At 47.5% G+C, this 25,814-nt stretch carries 32 protein-coding genes; 7 read left to right on the top strand and 25 right to left on the bottom strand.

Annotated features, from left to right (window positions below; all coding sequences use genetic code 11):
• Nucleotides 1-102: 102 nt before the first annotated feature.
• The 9 genes from RF679_RS05885 to RF679_RS05925 form a co-directional block, all read right to left on the bottom strand.
• A complete protein-coding gene (locus RF679_RS05885) occupies nucleotides 103-717 on the bottom strand; it encodes a DUF998 domain-containing protein (RefSeq protein WP_309483287.1) in 615 nt (204 codons plus the stop codon).
• Between the two features lie 229 nt (nucleotides 718-946).
• The gene (locus RF679_RS05890) at nucleotides 947-1,354 is read right to left on the bottom strand and encodes an SRPBCC family protein (protein ID WP_309483288.1); all 408 of its coding nucleotides are present in this window, start codon (nucleotides 1,352-1,354) and stop codon (nucleotides 947-949) included.
• A 169-nt stretch (nucleotides 1,355-1,523) separates the two neighbouring features.
• Nucleotides 1,524-2,639 (bottom strand): DUF4214 domain-containing protein, encoded by a 1,116-nt coding sequence (locus tag RF679_RS05895; RefSeq protein WP_309483289.1) that lies wholly within the window; start codon nucleotides 2,637-2,639, stop codon nucleotides 1,524-1,526.
• A 158-nt stretch (nucleotides 2,640-2,797) separates the two neighbouring features.
• Entirely contained in the window at nucleotides 2,798-3,694 is an 897-nt protein-coding gene (locus RF679_RS05900; protein WP_309483290.1) for an FAD:protein FMN transferase, read from the bottom strand.
• Nucleotides 3,695-3,762: 68 nt separating this feature from the next.
• Nucleotides 3,763-4,872: a DUF3570 domain-containing protein gene (locus RF679_RS05905; protein WP_309483291.1), complete on the bottom strand. Its 1,110-nt coding sequence runs from the start codon at nucleotides 4,870-4,872 to the stop codon at nucleotides 3,763-3,765.
• 57 nt (nucleotides 4,873-4,929) lie between these two features.
• Nucleotides 4,930-5,181, bottom strand: a complete 252-nt coding sequence (locus tag RF679_RS05910) for a DUF4266 domain-containing protein (RefSeq protein WP_309483292.1) — start codon at nucleotides 5,179-5,181, stop codon at nucleotides 4,930-4,932.
• Nucleotides 5,182-5,403: 222 nt separating this feature from the next.
• Complete coding sequence (locus RF679_RS05915; RefSeq protein WP_309483293.1) at nucleotides 5,404-6,054, bottom strand: hypothetical protein; 651 nt, start codon at nucleotides 6,052-6,054, stop codon at nucleotides 5,404-5,406.
• A gap of 73 nt (nucleotides 6,055-6,127) precedes the next feature.
• Nucleotides 6,128-7,162, bottom strand: a complete 1,035-nt coding sequence (locus RF679_RS05920; protein ID WP_309483294.1) for an OmpA family protein — start codon at nucleotides 7,160-7,162, stop codon at nucleotides 6,128-6,130.
• 211 nt (nucleotides 7,163-7,373) lie between these two features.
• Complete coding sequence (locus tag RF679_RS05925; RefSeq protein WP_309483295.1) at nucleotides 7,374-8,267, bottom strand: DMT family transporter; 894 nt, start codon at nucleotides 8,265-8,267, stop codon at nucleotides 7,374-7,376.
• Between the two features lie 175 nt (nucleotides 8,268-8,442).
• Here RF679_RS05925 and gcvA point away from each other — a divergent pair, with 175 nt between their 5' ends.
• Nucleotides 8,443-9,339, top strand: coding sequence for a transcriptional regulator GcvA (gcvA, locus tag RF679_RS05930; RefSeq protein WP_309483296.1), 897 nt, complete (start codon nucleotides 8,443-8,445; stop codon nucleotides 9,337-9,339).
• Between the two features lie 80 nt (nucleotides 9,340-9,419).
• On the opposite strand, the gene RF679_RS05935 is transcribed toward gcvA, so the two are convergent.
• The 8 genes from RF679_RS05935 to RF679_RS05965 form a co-directional block, all read right to left on the bottom strand.
• Entirely contained in the window at nucleotides 9,420-9,701 is a 282-nt protein-coding gene (locus RF679_RS05935) for a hypothetical protein (protein WP_309483297.1), read from the bottom strand.
• A 27-nt stretch (nucleotides 9,702-9,728) separates the two neighbouring features.
• Nucleotides 9,729-9,941 (bottom strand): DUF4287 domain-containing protein, encoded by a 213-nt coding sequence (locus RF679_RS05940; RefSeq protein WP_309483298.1) that lies wholly within the window; start codon nucleotides 9,939-9,941, stop codon nucleotides 9,729-9,731.
• Nucleotides 9,942-9,966: 25 nt separating this feature from the next.
• Nucleotides 9,967-10,389, bottom strand: coding sequence for an ankyrin repeat domain-containing protein (locus tag RF679_RS18895; protein ID WP_373921743.1), 423 nt, complete (start codon nucleotides 10,387-10,389; stop codon nucleotides 9,967-9,969).
• A gap of 188 nt (nucleotides 10,390-10,577) precedes the next feature.
• The gene (locus tag RF679_RS05945; protein ID WP_309483299.1) at nucleotides 10,578-10,988 is read right to left on the bottom strand and encodes a VOC family protein; all 411 of its coding nucleotides are present in this window, start codon (nucleotides 10,986-10,988) and stop codon (nucleotides 10,578-10,580) included.
• 203 nt (nucleotides 10,989-11,191) lie between these two features.
• Nucleotides 11,192-11,617, bottom strand: coding sequence for a hypothetical protein (locus RF679_RS05950; protein WP_309483300.1), 426 nt, complete (start codon nucleotides 11,615-11,617; stop codon nucleotides 11,192-11,194).
• A gap of 162 nt (nucleotides 11,618-11,779) precedes the next feature.
• Nucleotides 11,780-12,376 (bottom strand): HD domain-containing protein, encoded by a 597-nt coding sequence (locus tag RF679_RS05955; RefSeq protein ID WP_309483301.1) that lies wholly within the window; start codon nucleotides 12,374-12,376, stop codon nucleotides 11,780-11,782.
• 124 nt (nucleotides 12,377-12,500) lie between these two features.
• Nucleotides 12,501-12,953, bottom strand: coding sequence for a hypothetical protein (locus RF679_RS05960; protein ID WP_309483302.1), 453 nt, complete (start codon nucleotides 12,951-12,953; stop codon nucleotides 12,501-12,503).
• A gap of 191 nt (nucleotides 12,954-13,144) precedes the next feature.
• A complete protein-coding gene (locus tag RF679_RS05965) occupies nucleotides 13,145-13,828 on the bottom strand; it encodes a substrate-binding periplasmic protein (protein ID WP_309483303.1) in 684 nt (227 codons plus the stop codon).
• A 430-nt stretch (nucleotides 13,829-14,258) separates the two neighbouring features.
• Here RF679_RS05965 and RF679_RS05970 point away from each other — a divergent pair, with 430 nt between their 5' ends.
• Nucleotides 14,259-14,726: a helix-turn-helix domain-containing protein gene (locus RF679_RS05970; RefSeq protein WP_309483304.1), complete on the top strand. Its 468-nt coding sequence runs from the start codon at nucleotides 14,259-14,261 to the stop codon at nucleotides 14,724-14,726.
• 11 nt (nucleotides 14,727-14,737) lie between these two features.
• Complete coding sequence (locus RF679_RS05975; protein ID WP_309483305.1) at nucleotides 14,738-15,655, top strand: alpha/beta hydrolase family protein; 918 nt, start codon at nucleotides 14,738-14,740, stop codon at nucleotides 15,653-15,655.
• A gap of 96 nt (nucleotides 15,656-15,751) precedes the next feature.
• Here RF679_RS05975 and RF679_RS05980 read toward each other — a convergent pair whose 3' ends face one another.
• The 7 genes from RF679_RS05980 to cutA all read right to left on the bottom strand — a co-directional run bounded on the left by RF679_RS05980 (nucleotide 15,752) and on the right by cutA (nucleotide 21,652).
• Entirely contained in the window at nucleotides 15,752-16,639 is an 888-nt protein-coding gene (locus tag RF679_RS05980) for a hypothetical protein (protein ID WP_309483306.1), read from the bottom strand.
• Between the two features lie 60 nt (nucleotides 16,640-16,699).
• On the bottom strand, nucleotides 16,700-17,509 hold the full coding sequence (locus tag RF679_RS05985; RefSeq protein ID WP_309483307.1) for a glutathione S-transferase family protein: 810 nt from the start codon (nucleotides 17,507-17,509) through the stop codon (nucleotides 16,700-16,702).
• A 96-nt stretch (nucleotides 17,510-17,605) separates the two neighbouring features.
• Nucleotides 17,606-19,210, bottom strand: a complete 1,605-nt coding sequence (locus RF679_RS05990; RefSeq protein WP_309483308.1) for a hypothetical protein — start codon at nucleotides 19,208-19,210, stop codon at nucleotides 17,606-17,608.
• Between the two features lie 299 nt (nucleotides 19,211-19,509).
• Complete coding sequence (locus tag RF679_RS05995; protein ID WP_309483309.1) at nucleotides 19,510-19,791, bottom strand: hypothetical protein; 282 nt, start codon at nucleotides 19,789-19,791, stop codon at nucleotides 19,510-19,512.
• A 320-nt stretch (nucleotides 19,792-20,111) separates the two neighbouring features.
• The gene (locus tag RF679_RS06000; RefSeq protein WP_309483310.1) at nucleotides 20,112-20,375 is read right to left on the bottom strand and encodes a hypothetical protein; all 264 of its coding nucleotides are present in this window, start codon (nucleotides 20,373-20,375) and stop codon (nucleotides 20,112-20,114) included.
• A 263-nt stretch (nucleotides 20,376-20,638) separates the two neighbouring features.
• Entirely contained in the window at nucleotides 20,639-20,917 is a 279-nt protein-coding gene (locus RF679_RS06005) for a hypothetical protein (protein WP_309483311.1), read from the bottom strand.
• A 408-nt stretch (nucleotides 20,918-21,325) separates the two neighbouring features.
• Entirely contained in the window at nucleotides 21,326-21,652 is a 327-nt protein-coding gene (gene cutA, locus RF679_RS06010; RefSeq protein ID WP_309483312.1) for a divalent-cation tolerance protein CutA, read from the bottom strand.
• Nucleotides 21,653-21,747: 95 nt separating this feature from the next.
• Between cutA and RF679_RS06015 the strand changes: the two genes are divergently transcribed.
• From RF679_RS06015 to RF679_RS06030, 4 genes are all read left to right on the top strand, one after another.
• Nucleotides 21,748-22,176 (top strand): hypothetical protein, encoded by a 429-nt coding sequence (locus RF679_RS06015; protein ID WP_309483313.1) that lies wholly within the window; start codon nucleotides 21,748-21,750, stop codon nucleotides 22,174-22,176.
• 116 nt (nucleotides 22,177-22,292) lie between these two features.
• The gene (locus RF679_RS06020) at nucleotides 22,293-22,925 is read left to right on the top strand and encodes a TetR/AcrR family transcriptional regulator (RefSeq protein ID WP_373921744.1); all 633 of its coding nucleotides are present in this window, start codon (nucleotides 22,293-22,295) and stop codon (nucleotides 22,923-22,925) included.
• 358 nt (nucleotides 22,926-23,283) lie between these two features.
• Nucleotides 23,284-24,090, top strand: a complete 807-nt coding sequence (locus tag RF679_RS06025) for an oxidoreductase (RefSeq protein ID WP_309483315.1) — start codon at nucleotides 23,284-23,286, stop codon at nucleotides 24,088-24,090.
• Between the two features lie 35 nt (nucleotides 24,091-24,125).
• On the top strand, nucleotides 24,126-25,133 hold the full coding sequence (locus RF679_RS06030) for an NADP-dependent oxidoreductase (RefSeq protein WP_309483316.1): 1,008 nt from the start codon (nucleotides 24,126-24,128) through the stop codon (nucleotides 25,131-25,133).
• A 200-nt stretch (nucleotides 25,134-25,333) separates the two neighbouring features.
• On the opposite strand, the gene RF679_RS06035 is transcribed toward RF679_RS06030, so the two are convergent.
• Nucleotides 25,334-25,726 (bottom strand): hypothetical protein, encoded by a 393-nt coding sequence (locus RF679_RS06035; protein ID WP_309483317.1) that lies wholly within the window; start codon nucleotides 25,724-25,726, stop codon nucleotides 25,334-25,336.
• Nucleotides 25,727-25,814: the final 88 nt, after the last annotated feature.

Consider the following 25,814-nt stretch of genomic DNA (forward strand, 5'->3'; position numbering starts at 1 on the left):
TATGCGCTGGCTCGTTTATGGTCGAATCGAAGAAATGCTTTGGTTTTTGGGTCTTATTTGTGAAGTGCAATGGGACGAGGTAAAACGCTCGGCGATTTGTCTCTATGCAGGGGAGTTTGAGTCGCTGTTATGGTAACTCGTTTGATAAGCTAAGTGCCAACTCAAGTAGCTGACCCAAGTCAGAACCACCACAATGCTTAATCGCTGCACTAAACCTCGTTGCTGTAGTAACGCATGTAAACAAAACACCGGGACAATGAGCCATGGCCATAATTTTAAGAATTTGGAGTGCATGTTCATCTGTTGCAGAACTACCGTCGTTTTCGAGGCAGCGATCAGAAATGGAATCACAGCAAGCATCACAAAGAACGCATGGATGACGGTCCAAGGACTTTGAAAATTCTGTTGAAAATCTGCGGGGACAGCGGCCCCTGCAAGCATTAGCCCCAGGACAATTGTCCAATTGGCAGCGCTATCCGAATAGCCCCGACTTTGGAGCTCAGAGCGGAAACCTAAACCAGCACAACAGACTAAAAGACCTGTGCCCAGAAAACAGACAATGTTCATTGCAAGCGCGTTGCTTGCGCCAAACGCACCGAGTCGACTTACCGCATTATAGAGATGTGAATATCCTGGCTCTAAGGCGGCAAAGATCGCGAGACTGACAATCCACCAAGGCAAACTTAACGTGCCAAATTTGAGAAGATTTTTCCGCATTGCGCCTCCAGTCTTAAGTTGGGAAGTGATTTTCAAACACTTACATATTGCGCATTGTAGTATGAAAGACTAGTGTTTTTAGAACTTTTTTTCAGTGTCGGAGGTGGGGCGTATAGTGTTTGTGTTATCACAAAAAAAGGGAATTTTGTTGTCAGATTGAGAGGCTGACATCGATGTCGACTCTTTAGTCTGATGCCGAGTCAATGTCAGTCTTATTCTTAATCTTTCTTTAGGCAAGACCTTCAACATATTGTTTGAAATTATCGAGGATCGCTTGCCAGCCCTGTTTTTGAAATTCTAAAGGGTACTCATTTTCAGGATCAAAGCTCACCGTGACTTTGACTGCGTCGGCATGCTCGGCAAATTCGATCTCTGCGGTGCGATCACCGAACTGATAGCTGATGTAACGCAACGGCTCAATTTTTGTGTATGTGCCCGCAAAATCAAATCCCATACTGCCGTCTTTGGCTTCCATGCGTGAGGAGAATAAGCCACCTTCACGCAAGTCGACCGTGGCATGAGGTGCGTGCCAATCAGGTGAGGCAAAATTCCATTGGGTGATGTCGGACGCGGTGGTGTAACGATCCCACACGGATTGGAGGGGCGCTTTTACGGAAGTTTCGACGGTAATTTTCATAGAATTTTCTAAAGAGTTGATTGGAACTGATTCGCGTTAAGCGGGACAGCATATCCCGAAAACTCAGTAGTTGCAAAGTCGGATTGGATGAATTCGAATATAAAACAAAAGCACTCACCAGTATCGCTGGATGAGTGCTTCTCAAAACAAAGCGCGTTAATTTTGGGTATTACAAAACCACATCTGCCGCGCTGATACCAATCAATGCAATCGCATTCGCTGTATTTGTCGGCGTGACTGCCGCGGCGATTTCCATACCGTGAAGGATGTTATCGTTCGGGCTGATATAGCCCAGACCGAGATCGACCGAGAAGGTTTTTGCGACGGTAATTTTATTGTCGAGCAAATCCGCCACCCATCCAAATTCAGCATGGCCTTTGAAGCTGTGTGCAGCATACAGAATGTCGATGACTAGTGAACTCTTGGTCGCTTTACCCAACGCGAGTTGATCGGTCCAATACGCCAAACCTTCTGCGTCGGCTCCATCAACCCTGCCCAATACATTGCGGTAGACGAGGTTCACGAAATCCGCATTGGTCAGTTGTGGGGTGTAGCCAGTGAGGTCAGGGAAGGCGAGTCCAGCATAGTAGAAGGAATCAGCGATGTTGTAGATCGTCTTGCCTGCTTTCATTTCGCTGATCCAATAGGCCATGCCATCCGCATCTGGAACGCGCTTGAAGAAGGCGACGTAAAGTTCGATCACGTTCTGCACACTTGCGGCCGGCGCGCTCGCTGCGATGCCTTTGACCGTTAAGTTGACGGTCATGTCTCCGAATTTCAAACTCTCGGAATTAGTCACAGTATCGGTGCCATCGGTGCCAGTTTTTGCCTTGACTGTAGTGGTGCTGCCAACGCGTTTGACCGTGTAATTCGAGAGTTTGCTGGCGTAAGAGATGACATCATAGCCTGCACCACCGTCGATGGTATCGGCGCCTGCATTTCCGGTAATTGAGTCGTCACCTGCTAGCCCGCTGATCAGATCATCACCAGTGTTACCGATCAGATTATCGGCGGTGGCGACACCGACCTGAAGATTAACGGTATCTCGATTATTATTGAAAACTAATTTTTCCATGTTGTACAAAGTCGCATGGAAAGAACTACTGGCACCAGAAATGGTATCTATTTGTATTCCGCCATCGCTCAGTGCCATGACCGTATATTCGGAACGCGTTGAGGTCCCTAGATTCAAAGTATCCACCCCAGCGAGGCCATTCACTACATAGGTGCCACCGCTGACGACGGTCCAGGTGTCATTGTTTGCTGTTCCATTTACGGTAGGCATTTTGTTCCCCTTTTTAGTCTTCGTGTTTGAATTGTTCAAGACACGATGTGTAATGATTTCAAAACTTTGTTATTACTGCTTGTACTGACTTTGATTCTTTAGACTGGTGAATTTCTATTGTTTTTATGTTGGCCGTGTCAATTTACTATTCTGTTATTTCATTGCTTGAGTTGAATTTCTAAAGCCGAATCAACCGCAAGATATTTGAACTCAGTGGCATTTAGAAAATCAATGGCCTTATCTTCTAGCAACATGGCGATCGTACTGTAACTCCCAGCGATCAAACTATTGGGGCCCACTACGCTTACCGACGCCCAATAACGAACAGGCATGCCACTCTTGGGATTCAAGATATGGCAGTAATGTTGTCCATCAAGCTCAAAATATTTTTCGTAGTCACCGCTGGTCGCAAGACCACCTTGCTGCAATGGGATACTCGCAATCAATTCACCCTTTTTACGTGGATGTTGTATCCCGATATTCCAAGAACTTCCATCTAACTTAGGACCAAGAAAATGAATATCGCCCCCTAGATTGACATAGCCATGCTGTAGTCCATGCGCCTGTAAAACCATGGCAGCCCGATCCGCTGCATATTCTTTGCCGAAACCGCCAAAGTCGATTTCCATTCCTCTTTGTGGGAGAAAAATATTTTGCTGTTCTCTTTCACAACTTGCCCAACTTATCCGACTGCATAGTTCTTCCAATTGCTCGCGCTTTGGCACGATAGCTTGTTTGAAATCCCATGCTTGGCGCAAGATACCCGCTGTGATATCGAATAAGCCGTCGCTTAAATCAAACAGTTGTTCGGCAAATTGCAATAGATTCCAAGTTTCATCATCGCACTCGACGGCAAACTGGCCAGCTGCAGCATTGATACGACTCACGATACTGTCGGCGCGATAACGAGAATATTTCGATTCTATCCGTAGTACTTCTTCGATCGCCGCTTGCGTGGCGCTTGCAAGCTCTGGTCGATCTTGAGTACTCGCAATCACGATTTCGCAGGCGGATCCCATGGCCTTAAATGGAAACCCGTGAATCTCCTTTTGCATGCGTCCCTTAATATTCTTGTTAGCGTTGAATCGGTAAGACTATTTTTTCGATTGGTGGTTGCTGCAACTCAAAAGGCACGTGATAAACCTATTTGATAACTGCGCGCTTGAAACGGCAGAAGTCCTTTACTGCCGTCACCGAATAAGCGCCAATCGCCGCGTTGCTCGTATTTTTCGTATTTAAAATCGATTACCCAATCATCACCTAAATTCTTACTCAATTTAATGCCGTAAGTCCTCGCGCCATAAGCTGAAAGGCGTTGGTCTTCGGAGTAAAACTCAGCACCTTCAGGAGGGTTGGGCGGAAATGGGAAATCGATAGGCCCAGCATCGACATAGAATTTCGCCGCACTTTGGCTATAAACGCGCAACATTGGCGTCACACTCCAACCATCACTCAGACTTTGTGCATATTCGAGTCCAAAAGTGTGCGATTTAATTGACCAATCGTCGCTGTAATAGCGGTAGCTAAAACGGGTACTGGCGTCGAGTTGATCGAGGTGATGGTTCCAACGTGTGGTGAAAGTATTGCTTTGCTTATCTGGGCGTTTGTCGAACACCTTGTACGGGTCAGACAAGTAACCTGTGGCGCGGCTCATCCCCAAATTGAATTGGATAATATCGACCGGTGTGAGCACTTGAGTGACACCCACCAAAAGATCGGTGACATGTTTGCGTTCGTTGCGGGCGACTTTGTTATTCGAGTCAATCGTATCGTTGCTCACACCGATGCCAGCGGTCCAAGTCGTGTTGCGATCCTCACTGCTGAACGCGGATTGCAAGCTCACACCTTTGGAGATGTAGTCGGATTCTTTTGAGTAATTGAGCCCGAAAGTCGCGCTGCTATTACTGAAGTAGCGCGTGAATGCAGCATCGCCGGCGTTACGTCGATCATTCATTTTGGTGATCGCTGAATTATGGAAGGCAGGAGAGGCACCGGAAATACCATCGGTCGTGGCGGTCGCAGTCATCGACCACTCTGGTGAAATGGGAGCAACGAGACCGATCGCAGTGGCTTTTACACGAATCCTATCGGTGCCGGGTTGTTTATCAAAATAGTCGAGATATTTGATAGCGAGCGATCCTCGCTCGGGAGGATCTTCGGCGTGGCAAACTGGCGCACTGAGTAATGCTGCCGTTGCTAAAAGAAGTTTTGCGTGAGATGCAGGTTTTGTCATGATGGATGCGGGAAAATTTGGAGGTTTTGAAGTGGCGTCTCAACCTGTCTGTTGAGCTTAATTGCAGCCACAGCCGCCGCCGCCAACACCAGTACCACCCGTTGAGGCTTCTTTGCTGAAATAGGTGTGATCAACAAAACGTGCGTCAAGCATATCGCGGTCAAAACGCATATCTTGGCGCGCGAGTTTGCCTTTTTCCCATGCCTGCACTTGGGTCATTGAACTACAGCCTGCACTGAGGCTCGCTAGACAAGCGATCAGCCCGACAGCGCTCCATTTCACACTCTTTTTGTGGTTCTTGTTTTGCATTGCATCTCCCAGCGATCAATTGGAATAGTTGATCATAATTTGAAAATTGCCAGAGTGGGAGTAAGTGTGCCATTGTGGTTACAAAGACTTACATGTTCTTGCCACTTGTCTTAGGAATTCAACCGTAAATCGATCTCTACAGTTGGGAATCAAGTCATTAGGGAGTGAGATGGTATTGAATTTATAATTAAAAATAATATTTAATCTTGATTCAAACACATACTAGATTTGCCAAATTACGAACCCGGTGATCCCGAAAATGGCAATCAGGAGTAGGGGGAACAGGTGGCGTAAAGGCGGCAGAATCTTCGAAGTCGGGTGGAGGATAGGCCAATCTTCACGTTCGAACGCAAAATGGCGGCGGGAGAAATCATCGCGATCTTCCATTTCTAGATTCCAGAATAGTCCTGCAGCCACGTAAATGCAGGAGGAGATCATCAAATTACTTGACCAGCGCGGTGTATAGAAGCCGTCACGCCACAACAAGTAGCCATCATAAAACCAACTGCTTGAGAAAAAGAGCGCAAACACTGCGAGCCAAGTACGCCACCAAGTCGAGTTGGCGCTCTCGTTTGATTGATATTGAGCCAGAACGCCAACAGACCATGGCGCACTGAGGAAGGTCAAGAGCGCCATGCCGCCGCCCGTGACCACATCCCATGTGGGGTCATTGGTGTGGGGACCGGCGCTGCAAAGAAAGATAAACGCAGGAGCAAAGAATGCGAGTTTCCACGGTACCAAGAGGAATCGAATATAGGCTCGAAGTTCTGGCTTGAGAACGCGCCAATGCGCAAAGAAGAGGCCTAGGCTGATCTTGCTCAGGCCAATCCAGCTCAAAAAGTAAATGCGTTCGAATGGACTCAATTGGTACATGTTTATTTGAAGATGTCGATGGTCGCTTGACGAGAAATCCGCGCGCTATACTCAATCCATCGCAAGTCACCACTCACTGGAGAACGATTTCAACGCGTCGATTGAGTGCGCGACCTTCCTCGTTGGCGTTGCTGGCAACGGGCGCAAAGTTGGCGAGTCCCTTCGCTAACAGTCGCTGTTTATCAATCCCTGCCTGGATCAAAGCGTGTACGACGCTTTGGGCTCGCGCTTGGCTCAGTGCGAGATTGTTATCGATGCTGCCGACATTGTCTGTATGGCCTACGATGATGAGCTTCCATTGCGGCTGGGCTTTGAGTGTGGCGATCATTTCTTGTAGTTGGGCCTGACTTTCTGGCTTTAACTCAGATTTGCCAGTATCAAAGAGAAGACCATACAAAGAGGCATGTCCAGTTTTTTGTAAGCTTTGTTTGAGTGCATCAGCATTGACTGTGACTTGCCCTTGAGGTTGTGCTTTTTCTTCGATAATTTGGAGAAAGCTCGATACCATAGGATCGACTTTTTTTCCTCCGCCAAAAGCAGTGGAATGGTAGATTAAGACGTGTGTTTTGCTTCTTTGTGGATTAGCCGGGAAAAATCCAACGATCATGCGCCCATCATTATCATCCGGCGCATCGTAATGACTGAAGCCATGGTGGTGACCATCGTCCCATTTAAATTGGCGTTCAAATGGCTTCGCTTGATTGCGCCATAAACGGTACAAGTGTTCACATTGCTGTTCACAGCTCATTGTTATTTGTAGGCCCGCCGCGAGGAGCGCATCACGATAATTGCGATGCACTTCGAGTACAGTTTTTCCAACCGGAGAAAGGTAATGAATGCGAGTTTCTTTGCCTTCTACCGTGCGTAAATCAAGGGTTTTGCTCGCGTCTTGTTTGCTGCTTTTAGCTTGTGGCAAACTTGCTTCAGTCCATTCGGTTTGTGCGTAAGCAGTGATGCGAGAGTCTTGGAATGGCTTGATCAGCGGATGATCAATCGCGTTTGGAAGACTTTTACTTTGTGCTGAAATATCGGACGCCAGTATTGCATTAAGAGCGCATACAACACCCACTAAATAGAAACGTAGTGAGGAGAACGAAATAGGCTTCATAAGTTCACATTAAAATGAGAAAGCTGCATTGTAAGCGAAGCGCTTTTCGTTTGAATGTGATGGCCGTCAAGATCCCATTTTTGAGTGTAGGGAGTCATGCGCTGTTGTTTGGTACGGAATGGATGGTCGGTATTTGGTTCGACCATCCGTATTTAATTTTGCTTGATCTTGCTTGATCTTGCTTGATGTCCTTGACGAATTTTTAGACTGCTTATGCTGCTTTGCGACTGAGCCCAGGAATCTTGATCAATCCGAGTGAAATCGCCGTGGCACACAACACGATGGCGATACCGATGACGATGCCGTGCGTGATGGCTTCGCCGAGGAAGATCGCGGCCCAAATCGAAGCCGTGGCGGGAATGAGGAAGGTGACCGTGACTGCTTTACTTGCACCTTCGGTCGAAATTAATTGGAAGAACATGGCATAGGCGATCCCAGTACAAACCACGCCGAGAATCCCAACAGCCAATAAGGCCTGCGCGGTACCATGGCTAAACGCATGTGGGATGCTGGGTGCTGCGAATGGTAATAAGGCGAGTGCGGCGGCGAATTGACTACCGGTTGCCGTTGCCAAAGCTGGAATCTCTTTGGCATACATACGGGTGTAAGTGGCCGCAAAACCATAGCACACGGCGGCGCCCATTCCGGCAAGTACACCCGCAATCACCCAAGGCGTCACATCGATTGGACCAATGCCGACCAATACTGCAACGCCAAAGAGGCCCATCATAAAGGCACCGATACGTGTCCAACTTAGGCCTTCCCCGAGCATAATGAAACCAAACACGGCGGTAAAAATGGGTGCCAGCGAATTCATGGTGGCCATATAAGCAGACGGTACATGAAGTGCGGACCACGCGAACAAGCTGAAGGGAACGGCTGTGTTTCCAAGGCCAATGATGAGATAAACCTTGGAGTTCTTTTTCCATTCAAATTCGATACCACGACTGCGCGCAAACAAATAGATTGCGAGTGCCCCAAGACTAGCTCGACCAAAAGTGGTTAAGAAGGGGCCGAACACCGGTGAGGCGATACGCATCAACATGAAACTCGTTCCCCAAATCATAGCGAGAGCGACTAAACGGATTAAGTTGGCAGTGGACATAGATTTTTCGTTAAAGCGTGTTGGAAATAGTGTATCGAAGTGGCTTGCTAGACTCAGCTCGGAAAGCCTCGATTGAGTCACAATCGCGCTTCGAGATCAGCATACTAAGTCGATGTCACTGAAAATGCCAACGATACTTATTGACATCTGCTGTAAGAAAATCTAACAATACAGCATGGCGACAGCATCCCTCAATGCACTACAAACATTCGAAACTGCGGCCCGCATGAAGAGTTATTCTTCGGCGGCGCAGGAGCTTCACATCACCCATAGTGCTGTCAGTCAGCAAATGCGTTCGCTCGAACAGGCGCTCGGCGTTGCATTGTTTGAGCGCAAAGGACGGCAAATGAAGTTGACCGCGCACGGGCAGCAATTGCTGAAACAAATTCAGCCAGCACTGCGCCAAATTTCACGCGCACTTGATCAAATACAGTCTGAGCAGAAAACGCCAGCGATCAAGGTCGCAACTTTGCAGTCCTTCGCGACGTTTTGGTTATTGCCGCGACTAGGGAAGTTTCAGGCACTCCATCCCAATTTAGCGATCCACATTCAAGCCGCGATTGGCTTAGTAAATTTAGAAAAAACGAAGACTGATATTGCGATTCGTTTTGGCCTTGGTAGATGGGATGGTTACGAGGCTGAGAAACTATTGGATGATCATCTGTATCCAGTGTGTAGCCCGCACTTCAATAAAGGTCGATTACCCAGCTCACCTCAACAACTTAAACGCCATCGTATTCTGTGTGTAGAGCATGGACGTGAATGGCAAAACTGGGGGCAGTATGCGGGAATCGAAATTAGCGATTTCAAAGTAGAGTCTCATCTTAGTGACAGCAATTTGATGTTGACGGCCGCTATGGCAGGGCAGGGTATTGCCGTTGCTCGACATAGTCTGGTTGCGGCTGAGGTTGCTGCAGGAAATTTGGTGCGCCTATTTGATGTCGTGGCACCATCAGACTATAGCTATTATTTGGTCACGCCAACGGGGGCGCCTAAGAGTGAAAATCTACAAGCTTTCGCCGAATGGCTTAAGAAAGAAGCACGGCGTTTTGCGAAAAGCCAATTGAAGTGAGGGGGAGATCGCTTTTTTTTCGCTTTGTTTTCGTTTTTTTGTCGGAGAGGCTTTTGTTCGTCCGACCAGCTATCGAATGATTAGCGCAAGAAGAGTTGGATCACAAAAGTCAGCAAGACTAAGACGCTGGGGCAGATCCAGCCAAATTTAATTGCAATTTTGCGTGTCTCTGAGGCACCACCGTCAACAACTTCGATCGCTGTGGTTGAAGCCCATACAATATTGCATAACCAGCCCGAACCAATCGCCGCAAGTGCGATCAATAAAATTTGTGTAGAAGCCGTTGAGCGAAACATAATCATCAAAACAACAGGCAGTATCAATCCCGCGAGTAGGCTAATGAGTGAAATAAGTGTTTTCATGAGTGACGCTTTCCTATTCGCATGTATTCAAGATTTCTGTGCAAGAACATAGGCCACAATCGCATTTGCATGACCATGGCCAAGTCCGTGTTCAGTTTTGAGAAGCGCAACAATTTCCATATGCTTGAGCTGTCGATGTTGGTTCACGATATCAAACCAATATGGCATCGCTTGACCGTACTTTTTTTCAATTGAGGGGAAGTAGGAGGCTGGGCCCTTTATTTTTTCAGTCTCTGCCATAGTCGTCCTTTTCAATGCAAATCGTTCATCGCACAACGTCTTTCGATTCTCTTGCGGCTTCGACATCATAGCATTGCTGAATTGTTTTTGAAGTTAGCTCGCAAGATTTTCTTGTAAGTGAGACGCCACTGCACGATACCACTACGCATGGGATGTGACCTGTCATCGCGACCCAGATGACGGGCCATGAGTTGTTCGTTGGTGTTGAATAAAGTTCGACGACCGGACCATTGTGATTCAGGAGGTAAGGATTAGCTCCTGCTTCTAGCAGACAAGAAAAAACGCCTGCGGTGCGTGCTCGCACAGCACGGTGTAAAGCGCTAGCGCCATTTTTATTTTGTGCATCGATGCAAGCACCTGCAGCAACAAGTGATCGAATACTGCTTTCATTGCAATGACCCGCGGCCGCTCGATGCAGAAGTGTCTCTAGCGATACAGCCAATGACAAATTCTTGTTTCAAAGAGCTGATCTCGTTCGACGGTGATACTCGCAAGGTCAGGGTTTCGCTTTAGCATCTCCCGAGCAACGGATGGGCCGTCGTCGAGTAACACTTGGTAAGCGTCGAACATGGCAAGCGCTTAAGTCATGGGGTGGTCGCTAGATCAACTTACAAGCGGGTCTAGCGACCTTCGATCTTACTCCGGTAAGTGACATACGGCTTCAATATTATTACCCTCTGGATCAATCACAAAGGCGCCGTAATAATTGGGGTGGTAATCAGGGCGCAGGCCTGGTGCGCCATTGTCGCGGCCACCGGCTGCGATGGCAGCTTCGTAGAATGCATCAACGGCAGCGCGGTTGCGTGCGCTCCAAGCAAGATGGCATCCTGTGGTCGCAGGCGCACCGTAGGGCGAAGGGCCATCAATAAACCAAACATCGACTTTCTTACCATCGGCTTGGGTCGGATCTGGGTAAGAAAATCCTACAATATTGGAGCCGTAATTCCCTTCGAAATAGAGGCTGTAACCGAGCGGAGCTAAGGCTGCTTGGTAGAAATCTTTGGCGCGTTTAATATCGGTGACGCGGAAGGTCATATGGTCGAGCATGGCAGCAATTCCTTGTGATGGTTGTTGGGGCAATTGTCGTCGTTGCTGCAATCGTTGTCACATTCATCATTGGAGCAAAAACGAAGACAATTGCTGAGACAAATACTGTATATTTATTCAGTAGTTTTCGCAAGAATTATTCTGCTGCCATGGATTATTTTTTTTTGGCTTATCGCGTGTTTTTCACTCATGGGTGGAGAGATCTAAGCCTGAATCCCATACTCCTTCTTGAGTTTGTGATAGCTGAAAGTGCCGAGAATACCGAGGAAATAGTAGTAAAAGAAAATAATTGAAAGCAAGAGGCTGCCGACATTGCCACTTGCTTGAACCATCAGCGCTTTGGAGATCAGAAAATACACGAACATGATCACTGCACAGGTTCGGCTGTTTTTGTAAATGCCGAGCGCCAGGCCAAAGATCAGAAATACGTCAGCGAAATTCCAAATGCTAAAGCCGAGCATCGGACTTCCGCCCATGGCGGCGAGCGTGGCGAGTAAGGTGATGCAGCCCGAAATACAGGCGGCGATCACTGCATTTCTGATACGTTTAGCCGTCTCTTCTGGTACTTCGAATTCTCTTGGGGTTTGAATTAAGTCACTGTGTGGAGCGGTGTAGGGATTGCTGTCCATATGGTCTTTTTGTTGGTAATGAATGGTGAATTAGCTTGTTTTGCTTTGGATTGTTCGATGTTTTTAATACATAAATAAAATCGAACAATAAAATTTTATCATTCCTGCATTAATAGACACCATGCCCCGAATGAATTGGTATTGATTCATCTGGCCAATGCACTAAGACTGATCGCGCAGCCAACCGCGTTCTGTGGCGAGTTCAATTTGCGAAAGTGCGTACTGCCATAGCTGTGGTGCGGCATGCTCCAAGTATTGATTGCGCTTGATCACTTGTTGTTTGCTGACATTGTTTTGCGCCCAGCTTCCACCTTGGTTTTGCATGTTTTGAATAAGCGGCATGATACGATCCATGGCCTTTGCAAATTGGGCATCGAGCGTAATCGACTCTTCAAATTCCATCCATAAACTGAGATAAGTGCTGGCTTGTGGTTCGGGCAAAAGGCCAAAAATTCTTTTCGCAGCGAGCTGTTCTTTTTCAGACTGTTGGCCAAGCACATCATGATTAGCGAAGGCGAAAGTATCGCCCGCATCAATCTCGACGATGTCATGAATGAGCAGCATTTGGTTGACGCGATTGATATCGACGCCTGGGCTCGCATACGGCGCCAAGATATGGGAGGCAAGTGTGATGTGCCAACTATGTTCAGCACTATTTTCGTAACGATTATTGTCTGCCTTGATCAAAGCTTTTCGATAGACGGCTTTGAGTTGGTCGAGTTCGATAATGAATTGAATTTGTTGTTCTAGGTTTTGCATGAATTTGAACTTGCTGACGTAGAATTTCTGATTTGTGCCCTTTATTACCTTCTCTCGTTATCTGTGATGACGATGAGCCGGGCGAAATGTTGGTGCGGTCAATTGCGTATAGTGGCCTGACAAATCAATTCTGAGTACAACTCTCAAAACCGAAGTTGCCGCCTTTGTATTCGGGTTCAAAATAGTATTTGCTGAAGCTCCATTTGCCGTGGCGATTTTTCTTAAATTCTGCAATCCCAGTGCCATAGTCTTTTGTAGTGGGATCCGTATTCGCGAAGTAAATGGCCATCATTTTTCCTTTGCTAGCTGCGTGTCCAGGATAGGTACCAAAGCCTGGCACTTCTAAGGTAAAGCGATAGGCTCCAAATTGGCCTTGGCTGTGTTTAGGTTTGAGCTCGAGGTGAACACTGGCTTGATAGGCACCTTCGTTCGCATCATTGCCAGTGCAAGTGTAGTCGCCAGAAAAATCGGGAGCGGAGAATTTCTTGATAGGCGTTGCGGCGGTAGCGGTTGATGCGCCGCACAAGCATACGAGTGATATTACGCTGAACAGGAGCCTGAGTTTTTTCGTTTGCATACGTGATTTTCGTCTCAAAGGATGAGCGGTATAGTGTCGACGACAGCATCAATTGTATGCGTTCCTTGTGATTGCTAGAAGCACTAATGAATCGAGGCAAAAAAGAACGGTAGTGTTGGTGAGGATAGTATCCAAGAAAAAAACTGGGACGGAAAACGATGAGGTAGAACTTAGTACTCAGTACTCATTACTTAGTACTTCGAGTCGAGGGTCTTGTAACTGCCGTCGGTTTTCATTTCACGTAATTTGCTGTTGAGCAGCTCGATCGTCTCAACGCTCATTTGCCGATTGCAGGCGAGATAGTAGTCTGAGGAATTGAAATTGAATAGTTTGACTAACTTGTTTTCGAGACCGAGTTCTTTGATTATTTTAAGTCCATGGGCTTCACCCGCCGCGGCATAGTCAATACGTCCTAGTGCAACGTTTTTGAAAGTCGTTGATGATTCGTTTGACGTGATCACGGAGAAGTCTTTTTCGCGCAAAAACGCCACTGTTACATTGCCCACTTCAGTGCCGATTTTGCTGCCCTTGATGTCGTCCATTTGCGCCACTTTGCCCAGCTTTTCGATGCGGCCGAAGATCGTCCAGTTACCGCTGGCAATGGGGCCTATCCAATGAAACCAACTTTCTCTTTCTGTAATGCGGGCAGTAGAAAATACGCAAGTATTTGGAGATTGACGCGCTAATTCAAAGGCCCGATTCCAAGTCATCAATTTCATTTCGTAGGGAATCTGGCCGCGCTTGAATAATTCATGAACTTTGTCGGCGGCTTGCCCAAATATCCGAGGCGAGCGGCCATCGCTCATATTGAGGGGGTATAAATATTCGGTGGTGACCGTGATCGTCGGTGTTTCAGCGTGGACCAGTTTTGGCATTAGCATCACACAAAGGCTGGCGCACAAGCTCACGCGGCTGTGTCGGAAACGAGATGACGAGAGGCTAAATTTCATTATTGCAATGGTTTCTCAAAGGACCGTGCGAGCTAGCGCAATCTTGTCACAAACGGAAAGTGGTCTGCTTCAAAGCTTCACTAGATCATGACGCTTTGAAACTAGGGGGTCAATTTCATTTTGTTAAATCGCCGCACTTTTTTATCATCTTTTTGTGAAAAATCGTAAAACCTCGAAATAACTGCAACATCGGTGGCTAGGTGTTGTATTCCGGACTGTTCAAGATGATGGTCTCGTTTACTGCATCTTTTTGCAGCCGGTGACGTATGGATGACGGCTTGGTGACGTCTGATTTCGTGTCCAAACCTCTTTTTTTCTCGTACACTGAGGCCGTCTCGTTATGTAAGGATTAACTATGTCAGTGAAAGAACTGAGGACTGCAAAGGCGTGGACTCAAGCCCAATTGGCAGAATTTAGTGGTCTTAGTTTACGCACCATACAACGCATTGAAAAAGGCCATGCGGCGACGGCGGAGAGTGCTAAATGTTTAGCCGCTGTGTTTCAAGTCGATGTGTCGGCACTGAATTTGGTGCAAGAAATTGATGAAACTCAATTGAGCGAAGAAGAGAAAGTGGAGCTGGAAAACATTCGCAAGATACGTCACTTTATTGTCGAACTTGCAGCTTTTCTCATTATTGTGCCTTTGATTTGTTTCGCCTCGTATGTTCATAACGGTGAGATTCGCAATGGCTTGGGGTTGGCGGTTGGATGGGGTTTTTGGTCAGCTTATCAAGCGATAGAACTGTTCGATGCCAAAGCATTTTTTGGCGCAAGTTGGGAAAAGCGTCAACTCGATAAACGTATGGGAAGGGATAAGAAATGAAATTGAGATACATGCAAGTTGCTATAAATTCTTTTGTGAAAGGCATTGTTGCTTGTGCTGCGGTCGTTGGAATGGTGGCGACTCTTGGTATAAATGGACAAGCCCAGGCTCAGTCGAGCAATCAATCGGCTTTGCCTGAACGCCATGGTCAAGTCAGCCAACAATTATTCCTCGGTAAAGGAAAGAAGCAGCCCTTAATCGTTGGACTTGGTGGCTCGGAAGGGGGAAATCCTTGGGCCAGCAATTTTTGGAAAGCCCAGCGTGAACGATTTTTAGAGCAGGGCTATGCGGTGTTGGCGGTCGGTTATTTTGGTACCAAAAGCAGCCCAGCACAGCTGGATCGTATCGCGCTGGAAGGTATTCATGCCGCCGTCATGCAGGCCGCTGACAACGAAGCCATTAATCGCGAATGCATTATCGTGATGGGCGGCTCGCGCGGCGGCGAACTCTCTCTATTGTTAGCCAGTCTGTACAAAGAATACGATGCCGCGATTGGCATTGTGGCGGGTAGCTCGGTCTTTCCTGCATTAACAATGACGATGGATACGCCAGGCTGGACTCACCATGGCAAACTCCTGCCTTTCGTCCCTGTCAGCGAGGCGACATACCCAGCCTTGATGCGACGTGATTTACGGGCTGCTTTCAGCACCATGATGAAAGACAAAAAAGCGATGGAGGAGTCGGCCATTGCGGTTGAAAAAATCAATGGGCCGGTCATGTTTTTATCCGCCAAAAGCGACGAAATGTGGCCATCCGCTGAAATGTCGGACATGATGGTGCAACGTCTCAAAGAAAAGCAATTCGCATACCCTGTCCAACATATTGCTATCGATGGTGGCCACACCGCCCCTTTAAAACATTTTGCACATATTGAAAGCTTCTTGGCGAAGGAACTCGCTCAAACCAAAGCAGAGTGTATTCCTCAATAAAGCAGGGAGTGCGCTGAAAACTTGGTGCGGGTTGCCTTGAAAATTGGCACCAATTCAAGTCAAATCAAGAAGGGGGAGTGTTGTTCACTTCCCCATTTACTTCGACCGCTTCTGAAAACGCTCCACCAAATCCGTATCGAGGACAGCATCGAGCGCAGCACCTTTTATGACTTGGCTCATTGGTGGTAAAGATTCGATGAATTTGCAGATGTCTTTCGGCGTCGCCTCGTATTGCAAGCTCATCGCGCCATCTTTACGGGCTTGACCATACTTTTTGAAGATAGGCTCCGCGACTTTCCATGGAATTAATGTGGAATCTTCCTTGCGTCGAAAGAACTTCTTCGGCGCATATTCTTTGCGAGGCACGAACAAATAATCGACATACGGCAAGGTCGAGGGAATACCATCAGGCCAAACCGCAGCAGTCGTAATCTTGTCGTCGACCGTGATCAACATCACCTTCGCGACAAAATTCTTTTCACCTAATTCCGTTTGCAATTGATGGCGCTTGTAGTTCCATTGCCAGAATTTATTCAGCGTTTCACGCGGTAAGTGGTAAATGCTTTGCGCAGGATTTTCTTCACTCAAAATACTTTCGAAAGCAAAGATATTGCCGTGGTACCAGCCTGTGATGAGCTTTTGTTCTTGATAGTCTCCATCGCCCATGCCTTGGGTTTGCGGATCAGAGACGATCAAGTCGAAATGCTTCACTAGGGCATTAAGTTCGATACGCGCCTCTTCGATAAAGTAACGCGGGCGAAAATAATTGATGTTAAAGGTCAGCGGGTAGCCGTTAGTTTCATCACCGGCCTCTTCATTCGTATCTTCATTCCAGACGATAGAAAAATACACCCCCGTATCGGGATTGCGATACCACGCCTGCTTACCTTGCATTTCATAATTGCGGCGAGACTCAACATAGTCGTTAAACTGTTGTGCACTCATGATGCCAGAGCGTGGTTTTAGAAAAAGGTCGTAACTCATGAATGGTGTAGTAGAGAATGAATATTCAAACGATGCGAATACCGATTACGTGGCTCAAATTTAGGCTAGCAAGCCAAGCTCTTGATCGCTTGCACTATGTTCATATTTATTGCGCGGTGGCCATGGTCGCGCACGCCAATCCGGCGTAAAACTAAACGAAGACAGCGTGCGTCCTGGTAGCAGCGCGCCATTGCCAGCGCCTTTCGCATAGTCGTAATACACTTTAACGATTTCTTCTTTCGAGGTCTGTTGCGCAGCGGGGTGTGCTAAGCACACATCGCGCCAACGTCGTACACGACGATAGGTGTCAACATCTGGTAGCTCGAATTCTTCGTAATAATCGAGGAACCAAAAACGCATGAAAAACGGCGTGAAGACAGCCTCAGCCCAGCCAAAGTTCTCAAACAAAAAATCGCTTTCGGGTGCGTGCTCCATTAAAAACTGGTTGAGCTTGGCATATTGTTTCAACATCGACTCACGCAGGCCGTCCCGTCGAGCAGGGTCTTGGTTCATTACATACACATAACCTTGCATACAAAACTCGGATTCGAATTTCGTCAGCATGTTTTCAATAGCGCGTCGATATGGATCACTTTGCGCGATGCGCGGCGTGGAGAAAACATCGTCGAGATACTGCATAATCACCATACTCTCTTTGATGATCTTACCATCGCTCGTTTCCAACACAGGCAGGGCAGTCGTGCCACGCGTTTTCTCCAACAACCAAGCTTCGCGCGGCTTGGTGATATCGATCACGACAAACTTTACCTGATCCCGCAAGCCTTTCAGTTCCAAGAGGATTTCAAGACGTTGGCAAAATGGGCAGACAGGGATGTGGTAGACCGTCAATGTGGGAAAGTTGGTCGTCATAATGATTCAGTCAGCAAAAACAAAGGGGCAATCGAACGGGGCGCTGTTGGGAATGAGGTGATCGTTTGATTGATACTTGATGGCGTCAGTGCATGATCAACTATTCTGCAAAAAATCACTGGCTAATTTTTGCAGATACAAGATCGTAATGAGATTCACAATCGGGATGCACATCAAAACACAAAATAAAATTTTATTGTTAGACTCGTCGTGCTTGCCATCGAAAATCTTCAGCACTGCCGAGATACCAATACCTACGCCCACTATGCTAAGGATAAAGACTTCTTGATTCTTTGTGGTGATCAACAAAAAGAAGGAGAACACAATTGCAGCGAGCGCGAGCCACAGCCTTTGTTTAGCATTGACGAGATTGACGATACGAGTCTCGTCTTGTGCGCTCAAACCGTCGTGCTCGGTGTGTGTGTCACTTTCAGCAAACTCTCTTTGAGTATCCCTTGGCGTTTTTTTTGCCACAGGAATATCTTTCGGTTCTTGCTTCAATTGAATCTGACTAGATCTCCTCAAGAGCGTAGCGAAGAGATTGCGGTACTTTGCTTCACGACCAGTAAATTCTTCATCGGGCAAAATGCATACGACTGCAATGCAAGTTTGCTCTAGTACCAGATGGCTGATTAAAAATCGTTGATCAATTTTCCCAGGATTTCGCTGAAGATATTCAGCGCCAAAGCCGATTATGGGCGCTTGCTCGGTTGGAATTTGAAACTGATAGATGTCGCGTGTTTTTTGTGAAGAAGGGTCTTGATCCTCCATTTGCGCTAACTGCATTTCCAGACTCAGTCGAGGATTAACGCGTCCGGCATCCATTTCGGTAATGATCAGTAGTGTTCCCGTTTCGGGGTGCATGAGGTCATGTACCTCAGACTCATAACTATACGTCCACGCGTGAGGTATCATGAGATCGAATGGTCCAATGATGAGCGCCTGTTCTTGGCGCGCCTTTGATGGATCATGCATAGGAGCGAGAGACGGTGTGCTTTGCGCGGGAGATTGCTCCCCCTCCTTAGGTGTTAGGCTGAGTTCTGAAGCGCGGCTTATCGCCGGCGTGATCGTAGGTGTGGAGGGTGTTTGGCTGGCCGGCGGCTCGGGGCTCTCGGCACCTCTGATTTCAATGATGCATCCCAGTTTTTCTAATTTTTCGGCAGTGCTTTGTGCCATGGCAAAGCTGAGACCCTTTTTGATCGAGATCGCTGGTCCGGTCAAAATTGCCATCATGCGCTCGACATCGCTTTTGAAAGTGGGCGCGAGTTTGCTGGCGATGTCTTGAACGTCAAACCCAGCTTGAACACCACGTAAGATCATCATGTAGGTTTCGGCAGGCCGATGTACCAGCGCAGTTTGCTCGTCGAAGATTGTGAGATTCAAGTGGTGGGCTAGTTCGATCAGTTTTGGTAAGACACGATCTACGTCGGAATGCCGAATCGCCACCACCGCCATTTTCGGACTGAAGTTGTTAATCAAAGGCGCATCCGCCCAAGGAGATTGCTCGAAGCGAGGATCATTGTCAGGAAAACTGGAAAAACACGGAAAGTATTGCACCACCCTGTCGTAAAACGACTTCATGACCCCAACGACAGGCAAATTATTTCCAAAATACTCATCGAGTTGCGCTTCCATAAATTTGAAAGCCGACTCATCATCCTCAGGAATCGTATGGGATAGGATTTGTACGTTATAGGTCATACTGCGCACCACATCATCGAAAAAGACGAGTGTTGATGATCAATATGTATTTGTCAATAGAACTTTCGCGGAACATCCGTTCGCGTAGGTACGATTGGAGAGCAGCGTAATCGTACGCATGGCAATCAACACCGTCAACTTGGGGCTTCAAACAACTAAACAAATTTGCAGCGCAAGTCCCAATCCTAAATACAGATCTATAATCTGATCCACGCAAGAAAGTGCGTGTCGTTGTGATGGCATGCGTACGATTACGCTTCGCTCCAATCGTACCTACCGCTCGTTGAAAAGTAAGGCCGTCATGAGTTTGCGGACCGCACGCAAGGCAACTCTACTTCAAAGTATAGACACAAAGCACCTTCCTGTTTGAATTCTTCTTGGGCTAAAGGGCTGGGGGCGCGTATGTCAATTTCTAGTTGAGTGCCGTCTTGCGGAAAGGCTGATTTTTCGACGACTTGCGTTCGTGCGATCACATCACCAAAAAAATAGTACTCGTCCGCATAGATCAAACGCTGATCGTCGATGGTGTCCAAGACGTACACTTCGGCATCCTTGCTTGGATCAATTGAAAGTTGCTGCATCAGTCTCCGCAGTGCAAGGGGCAAAAATTCTTTGCTGGCCATTGCATAGTTTTCGCAATAGATGCAAGAGCACGATTGGGTTCCACCTTGCGTGAACTGTGCATAGGTCGAGGCAGTTCGAACAGAATCGACCTTGATGCAGAAGTTACCGAATTGGACTAGTTCACGGTGCATGAGGCTTAACTTCTTTTGTTGGTAGATATAGAAGAATGTTTGACGCGATTAATGTCTTCTGAGTTATTGGATGTGCTTTATACACGCTTCAGTTCTCAACCCCACTTAAGTACGATTACGCTGCGCTCCAATCGTACCTACCGAGGCTAAAGGTAATCTGAAGCGACGCGCTCGACCCAAACGCTGTGTCCCGGATGGTGTTCCGCGATTGTTGCGATGGTGCACTCTAGCTTTTGACAGCTCGTACTTTCCGAATTAGATAGGACGGTGACATCATTACCCTCAATACGCAAGGATGCAATCTCGGTATCCGTCAGCAGCCCATGGGCAATCCACATAATGGCGTGCTCGCCTTTCGTCAGACGTAAGATGTCTGAAAGACCGTCCTTTGAATTTACGAGAAAGACCATTTGCGTTTCCAAGTTAAAAGAGATATGTACTGCGATTTGTGACTCGTGCTAGGGGAACAGCTCTCGTAGGTACGATGCAAGCGCAGCGTAATCGTACGCATGTAATCGGCAATACCGAAATGTTTTTTAAAATCACATAATAATTTAAAGTGAAAGCCATGTCTTTCACATCGGCTTGATTAATAAAGCAAAGCGAAAAGAATATGTTTCGTTACGATGGCATGCGTACGATTACGCTTCGCTCCAATCGTACCTACCGAGGCTTACGACAACTTGAATAACAAACGCCAGTGGCCGAATATCGCAACCAGCGCAAGATATGTAACGAGTAGAGCCCCAAGTACATCTAATGCTGTCAGTGGCACGCTATGCGTAGGGAAATAAGTCAGGTTGATGGATTTGGCAATCTGGTAGTTGACGAACATGAGAGTCATTCCCATGAGCGACGCAGCCGCAATGCAGCAGCGCCAGAACGGGCGAATTTTCTGGGTCTGCTGATGCGTAAAGTTACCCTTTGGCGCTGAAGAAAAATGTTCTGACATATGGCCTAATTTTTATCAATTTGAGGACTTCGAAATAACACACTCCAATCTAGTCATCAATTAAGCTCATTTAGGTAGGATTCAAGCGTAGCGTAGTTGTACCAATGTAACTCGGAAACACTTAAAATTCTTAAAGCGAAATAACAATTCGAAGTATAAGTCACATCTTTTGCATCGTGTTGAAACGTGAAATAGAGCCGGTCGTAAATGCGTTCATTTTTACGATTACGCTACGTTCCAATTGTACCTGCCGGGGCTGAATGCATCCCCTCATCGTAAATCATATCCTGCAATTCATCAAAATTTTTTACGGATCCCCGAATGCGTTGGATGACGAGCGGTAATGAACTTGTGTGAGCTGCTGCGCGGTGAATTATGGTAGGGAAAACGCGAATAACGCTTTATCGTCTAAGACTTACTAACCATCTGATCGACCCAGGCTTGGTATGGTTCAAACATTCTTTCGACTGGCAGGGCATAAATCGCTGGTAGCTCGTAGCTATGCAATTCTCGAATGGCATTTTCTAATGCTTGATATGCCACGGCCGTGGTTTTGAAAACAAGCCTAAATTCTTGATCGTGCTGAACGGCATCATTCCACGTGTAAAAACTCTCGATTGCGGAAATCTGCACGCAGGCAGCTAATTTGCGTTCAACAATACTTCGCGCCATCGCCTGTGCTACGGCGTGATTGTTGATTGTCGTGAAAACTGCGAGGTGGGTACTTGAGGTCATATGGCCAGCTCCATTCGTGGGCATAAGAGTAGTCAGATGGTTTCTGATCCTGTTTCAGAGACAAAGCGAATACGACTTTCGTTTGTCAAAATTTGATGAAGTTGAGTCCTCACGAGAGCGGCGGCCTCATCAGTCGATACGATACCGAACAGTTTCTTCCAAAAGAACATTTTCCAGAAAGGCACCTCATCGACCACGGTGCAATGCCAAAGCATTTCTTCGGCTTGTGGTATGAGATCGGCTTTTTGCTCATTTGTGACGGTTTCATAAAACACCGCGCGATCATTGCCACAAGCGATCCACAGCATAAATGGCTCACGCTGAAGCATCAAACACCACCCCCAATCCTCAGCGAATATGGGTTCTGGTTGATAGCCAATTTGGGAAAACTCTTGATGCAGCAATTTTGCAAGAGACTTTCCGTAGCAGAATGGGTTCGTTTCCTCATCTTCGTCTTTGCTGACTTGAAAAAGATCGGAGCGAAAGCAAAAAGTTTTGTAGCTAGTTGGAATGTGCATGCTTAACCGAAAAAGTGGGTGATGATGAATTTTGGTGAGGTTGATATGCGTCTTATTGTAATTTTATTTCCGAGTATGTATGCCTTTTTAAGGCCAGAAAGCAGAAAAAATAAAGCTATGATATGATGGTCATCATGAAATCTAAATCCCCATATCCTTCAACACGTTCTGCGGCACGTTCGTCAACGCAATCTCGCAAAGAAGCCAGTCATGAGCGTATTGTCGAAGTTGCATCGCGCGCGATTCGACGTAGTGGCTACGATGGCACTGGTGTGGCGGATATTATGAAAGAAGCTGGATTGACGCACGGTGGCTTTTATGCGCACTTTCCATCGCGTGATGCCTTGTTGGCGGAGGCGGGAGATCGTGCTGGAGCGGAGTCGGTGGCAATCGCAGCGCAGATTGCTGCTGCAGCACCACCGGGCGAGGCCTTGCGACACATTATGCAAGCGTATTTGTCCGAAGAACATATGCACCTGATTGAGACGGGTTGCCCAGTGTCTGCACTCGGTTCTGAGATGCCTCGTCAAGCGCCAGAAGTGCGATGTGTGGCGACGCTGCATATTAAGGAGATGATTGATTTGATCGCGAGACAGATGCCAGATTGGGGGCAGTCTGCCGCGCATGAAAGAGCGATGCTGTTGCTCTGTAGTTTGATTGGTACCACGATTGTTTCTCGTGCAGTGGATGACCCCAAGTTGTCTGCCGCATTGCGCCAAGCGGCGCTGAAGCATCTTGCGGTGCTTGAAAAATAAAATAGGACAACAGTCGAGGTAATTAGAAGATCGAAGATTGAAATGCAGGATCTCCATACAAGATCCTAAAACGAGATTCAGATGTAAGAATCTCGTTTTTTTAAATTAAAAATATGATGATCATCATATTTGTGAGTGTTTTGTAGTTTGAATGATCAACTTAGTCGTGTTTTAAAGAATGCATTGAAAAATGTCTCAATGAATGAAGATGAGGGCTTGCCAAAAATTGCGCTAGCTAGGCGCGTCGCCGAGGACGGTACGTTTGCTTGGACTGCCCCTGCGGAGGCAGAAGGCGAGGCGACAGTAACGACGCTAGCGTCTGTTTGGCGAAAGTCCCAAAGGAATAAAGGAAATCAACATGAACAAACAGATAGCTTTGGTCACCGGTGCCTCATCCGGTATTGGTGAAGCGGTCGCCAAACAACTCACCGCTTCGGGTTACATCGTCTACGGAACTAGCCGTCATGGTGCAAAAGGTGGGCAACGGGCATATGCCATGCTGAGCTTGGATGTCACCGATGATGCCTCGGTACAGCAAGCAGTGGAGGCGGTGAGGCAGAAAGAAGGGCGCATCGACTTGCTGGTGAATAACGCAGGATTTGGTATTGCACCTGCTGGTGCAGAAGAAAGTTCATTGGCACAAGCGCAGTCGCTGTTCGACACCAATTTTTTTGGCGCCGTACGGATGACACGCGCTGTATTGCCGCACATGCGACAACAGCGCGCTGGTCGCATCATTCATATCGGTTCGGTGTTGGGATTCTTGCCAATGCCCTACGGCGCACTGTACTCGGCAAGCAAACATGCGATCGAAGGTTATTCAGAATCGCTCGATCATGAAATTCGCCAGTGGGGCATCCGTTCCATTGTGGTCGAACCTGCTTATACCAACACCGCATTTGGTGCGAATGTGGTGGAAGGCGATGCTTTACTGGGCGATTACCATGAGGTACGGACTGCCGTCGATGCGCATCTGCGAGCTGTGTTAGCAAGTGCCGATAGTCCCGAGCTAGTCGCGCAAATTGTTCTCAAGGCAGCGCAGGCGCGTAAGCCGAAATTGCGCTACACCGCAGGCTCGGTGGCAGCACGTTTACGCATCCTGCGTAACTACGCTCCTGCAGCAATACTCGACGCAGGTTTGCGCAAAGATTTGCAGCTGGCTTAATTCAATCTACCCTTTTCACATCTAGAAAGCACAACATGAAAGCACTTGTCCTCAAAGGCTATGGCGCAAAGCAAACATTGGAATTTACCGAACTTGCCTGCCCGGCGATCAAATCGAATGAAGTACTCGTTCAAGTTCATGCAGCAGGGCTTAACCCTATCGATAATATGATCCCGAAAGGCATGTTTAAACCGATATTGAAGTTTCAGCTACCCGCTGTGATGGGCAGTGATCTCGCTGGTGTCGTGGTGCAGGTGGGGGCTGCAGTGCGCCGGTTCAAAGTTGGTGATGCGGTGTTCGCCAGTGTCTTCGACATGGATAGGGGGAGCTTTGCCGAATACGTGGCGGTGCCCGAAAGCGCAGTCGCCCATAAACCGAGCAACATTAGTTTTGTTGAAGCCGCAGCACTGCCGATGGTCGCGCTGACTGCGTGGCAAGCTTTGCATGAGCGTTTGCAATTGAAACGGGGTCAGAAGATTTTTATTCCGGCCGGCGCTGGCGGCATCGGCACGATCGCGATTCAATTAGCAAAACAAATCGGCGCCTTCGTTGCGACCACCACTAGCACAGGTAACGTTGAATTGGTACGCGAGCTTGGCGCCGATGAGGTTGTCGATTACAAGAAACAAGCATTTGAAAATGTTTTACAAGGCTACGATGCAGTGTTAGGAACCATGAGGGAAGCCGAGTTAGAAAAGACTTTCAGGATTCTCGCTCCAGGTAGCAATGTGGTCTCACTGGTTGGTCCGCCTGACGCAAACTTTGCTCGGGCTCGTGGTATGAATGTGATCATGCCATTCCTCTTTAGTCTTATCAGCGGCAAGATTCGACGCCTCGCCAAAAGCCGCAATGCCAATTACAGTTTTATGTTCGTGCGACCAGATGGCCAACAATTAAGCGCCGTCGCAGCGTTACTCGAATCGGGCAAGATTCGTTCTGTCGTCGATAAAGTGTTTGGTTTTGAGGATGCGCTTGAAGGTTTGGCTTATCTGGAACAAGGCAGAGCGAAGGGGAAAGTGGTGCTGCAGATGATCGCTGATTAGTACCGTAAACTGTGTCACTTTAGAAGAATGTGATTTTCTAAATGGATTACATTGCAGGGTAAAAAGGTATGGCAAAAATACTCTGCATTCTGAGAAAGATTTGCAGGATGTTCCGTTATCTCATAATCGAAAACCTTCTTTTTTTACGCTAGCCCCGAGACTGTAATACAAATCGGGGCTTATTCGGTTTGCGGTTTTTGTTAGCGCGCTGGTTGCTTGAACTCGATAAATAAGGCGCGAGTTTCCGTATCTCCGATGTTCTCGCCCGCATGGGCTTGCTTCGGCATCCATCTCACATCGCCTGGTTTTGATTCGGTCTCAAGCACTTTTCCATTGCCCAATGTCAGTTTGCGCTTGAAAGGGGACAGGACCACCATGAGAGTATCTGGGTGTCCGTGCATCGCAATCTTTTCTCCGGGAGCATCAAAGCCCTCCAACACTCGAACCCTATCGTTTTCGAAACGGACTTTGTAGTGGGTGGGCTCTATGATGAGTGGATCATCTGAAGTGGTCACTTGTGCAAGCGCCCAATTTACGAACATGCCCCCGCCAAATGCAGCCAAGAGCGCCGCTACTTGTGTGGTTTTTCTCATGATTTCTCTCCTTTGATAGTGAACGGCTTGCTTGAATTTGTACTGCGGCCTAAGGCGTCTCCCAATTTTTGTAATATATACTGTACCA

The sequence above is a fragment of the Undibacterium cyanobacteriorum genome, from assembly GCF_031326225.1.
Lineage (GTDB): Bacteria > Pseudomonadota > Gammaproteobacteria > Burkholderiales > Burkholderiaceae_D > Undibacterium > Undibacterium cyanobacteriorum.

Excerpts from the sequence above, each read along its gene's own strand:
- RF679_RS05885 (WP_309483287.1), bottom strand. The coding sequence starts at position 717 with ATGCGGAAAAATCTTCTCAAATTTGGCACGTTAAGTTTGCCTTGGTGG.
- RF679_RS05890 (WP_309483288.1), bottom strand. The coding sequence starts at position 1,354 with ATGAAAATTACCGTCGAAACTTCCGTAAAAGCGCCCCTCCAATCCGTG.
- RF679_RS05895 (WP_309483289.1), bottom strand. The coding sequence starts at position 2,639 with ATGCCTACCGTAAATGGAACAGCAAACAATGACACCTGGACCGTCGTC.
- RF679_RS05900 (WP_309483290.1), bottom strand. The coding sequence starts at position 3,694 with ATGCAAAAGGAGATTCACGGGTTTCCATTTAAGGCCATGGGATCCGCC.
- RF679_RS05905 (WP_309483291.1), bottom strand. The coding sequence starts at position 4,872 with ATGACAAAACCTGCATCTCACGCAAAACTTCTTTTAGCAACGGCAGCA.
- RF679_RS05910 (WP_309483292.1), bottom strand. The coding sequence starts at position 5,181 with ATGCAAAACAAGAACCACAAAAAGAGTGTGAAATGGAGCGCTGTCGGG.
- RF679_RS05915 (WP_309483293.1), bottom strand. The coding sequence starts at position 6,054 with ATGTACCAATTGAGTCCATTCGAACGCATTTACTTTTTGAGCTGGATT.
- RF679_RS05920 (WP_309483294.1), bottom strand. The coding sequence starts at position 7,162 with ATGAAGCCTATTTCGTTCTCCTCACTACGTTTCTATTTAGTGGGTGTT.
- RF679_RS05925 (WP_309483295.1), bottom strand. The coding sequence starts at position 8,267 with ATGTCCACTGCCAACTTAATCCGTTTAGTCGCTCTCGCTATGATTTGG.
- gcvA (WP_309483296.1), top strand. The coding sequence starts at position 8,443 with ATGGCGACAGCATCCCTCAATGCACTACAAACATTCGAAACTGCGGCC.
- RF679_RS05935 (WP_309483297.1), bottom strand. The coding sequence starts at position 9,701 with ATGAAAACACTTATTTCACTCATTAGCCTACTCGCGGGATTGATACTG.
- RF679_RS05940 (WP_309483298.1), bottom strand. The coding sequence starts at position 9,941 with ATGGCAGAGACTGAAAAAATAAAGGGCCCAGCCTCCTACTTCCCCTCA.
- RF679_RS05945 (WP_309483299.1), bottom strand. The coding sequence starts at position 10,988 with ATGCTCGACCATATGACCTTCCGCGTCACCGATATTAAACGCGCCAAA.
- RF679_RS05950 (WP_309483300.1), bottom strand. The coding sequence starts at position 11,617 with ATGGACAGCAATCCCTACACCGCTCCACACAGTGACTTAATTCAAACC.
- RF679_RS05955 (WP_309483301.1), bottom strand. The coding sequence starts at position 12,376 with ATGCAAAACCTAGAACAACAAATTCAATTCATTATCGAACTCGACCAA.
- RF679_RS05960 (WP_309483302.1), bottom strand. The coding sequence starts at position 12,953 with ATGCAAACGAAAAAACTCAGGCTCCTGTTCAGCGTAATATCACTCGTA.
- RF679_RS05965 (WP_309483303.1), bottom strand. The coding sequence starts at position 13,828 with ATGCCAAAACTGGTCCACGCTGAAACACCGACGATCACGGTCACCACC.
- RF679_RS05970 (WP_309483304.1), top strand. The coding sequence starts at position 14,259 with ATGTCAGTGAAAGAACTGAGGACTGCAAAGGCGTGGACTCAAGCCCAA.
- RF679_RS05975 (WP_309483305.1), top strand. The coding sequence starts at position 14,738 with ATGCAAGTTGCTATAAATTCTTTTGTGAAAGGCATTGTTGCTTGTGCT.
- RF679_RS05980 (WP_309483306.1), bottom strand. The coding sequence starts at position 16,639 with ATGAGTTACGACCTTTTTCTAAAACCACGCTCTGGCATCATGAGTGCA.
- RF679_RS05985 (WP_309483307.1), bottom strand. The coding sequence starts at position 17,509 with ATGACGACCAACTTTCCCACATTGACGGTCTACCACATCCCTGTCTGC.
- RF679_RS05990 (WP_309483308.1), bottom strand. The coding sequence starts at position 19,210 with ATGACCTATAACGTACAAATCCTATCCCATACGATTCCTGAGGATGAT.
- RF679_RS05995 (WP_309483309.1), bottom strand. The coding sequence starts at position 19,791 with ATGCAGCAACTTTCAATTGATCCAAGCAAGGATGCCGAAGTGTACGTC.
- RF679_RS06000 (WP_309483310.1), bottom strand. The coding sequence starts at position 20,375 with ATGGTCTTTCTCGTAAATTCAAAGGACGGTCTTTCAGACATCTTACGT.
- RF679_RS06005 (WP_309483311.1), bottom strand. The coding sequence starts at position 20,917 with ATGTCAGAACATTTTTCTTCAGCGCCAAAGGGTAACTTTACGCATCAG.
- cutA (WP_309483312.1), bottom strand. The coding sequence starts at position 21,652 with ATGACCTCAAGTACCCACCTCGCAGTTTTCACGACAATCAACAATCAC.
- RF679_RS06015 (WP_309483313.1), top strand. The coding sequence starts at position 21,748 with ATGAAGTTGAGTCCTCACGAGAGCGGCGGCCTCATCAGTCGATACGAT.
- RF679_RS06020 (WP_373921744.1), top strand. The coding sequence starts at position 22,293 with ATGATGGTCATCATGAAATCTAAATCCCCATATCCTTCAACACGTTCT.
- RF679_RS06025 (WP_309483315.1), top strand. The coding sequence starts at position 23,284 with ATGAACAAACAGATAGCTTTGGTCACCGGTGCCTCATCCGGTATTGGT.
- RF679_RS06030 (WP_309483316.1), top strand. The coding sequence starts at position 24,126 with ATGAAAGCACTTGTCCTCAAAGGCTATGGCGCAAAGCAAACATTGGAA.
- RF679_RS06035 (WP_309483317.1), bottom strand. The coding sequence starts at position 25,726 with ATGAGAAAAACCACACAAGTAGCGGCGCTCTTGGCTGCATTTGGCGGG.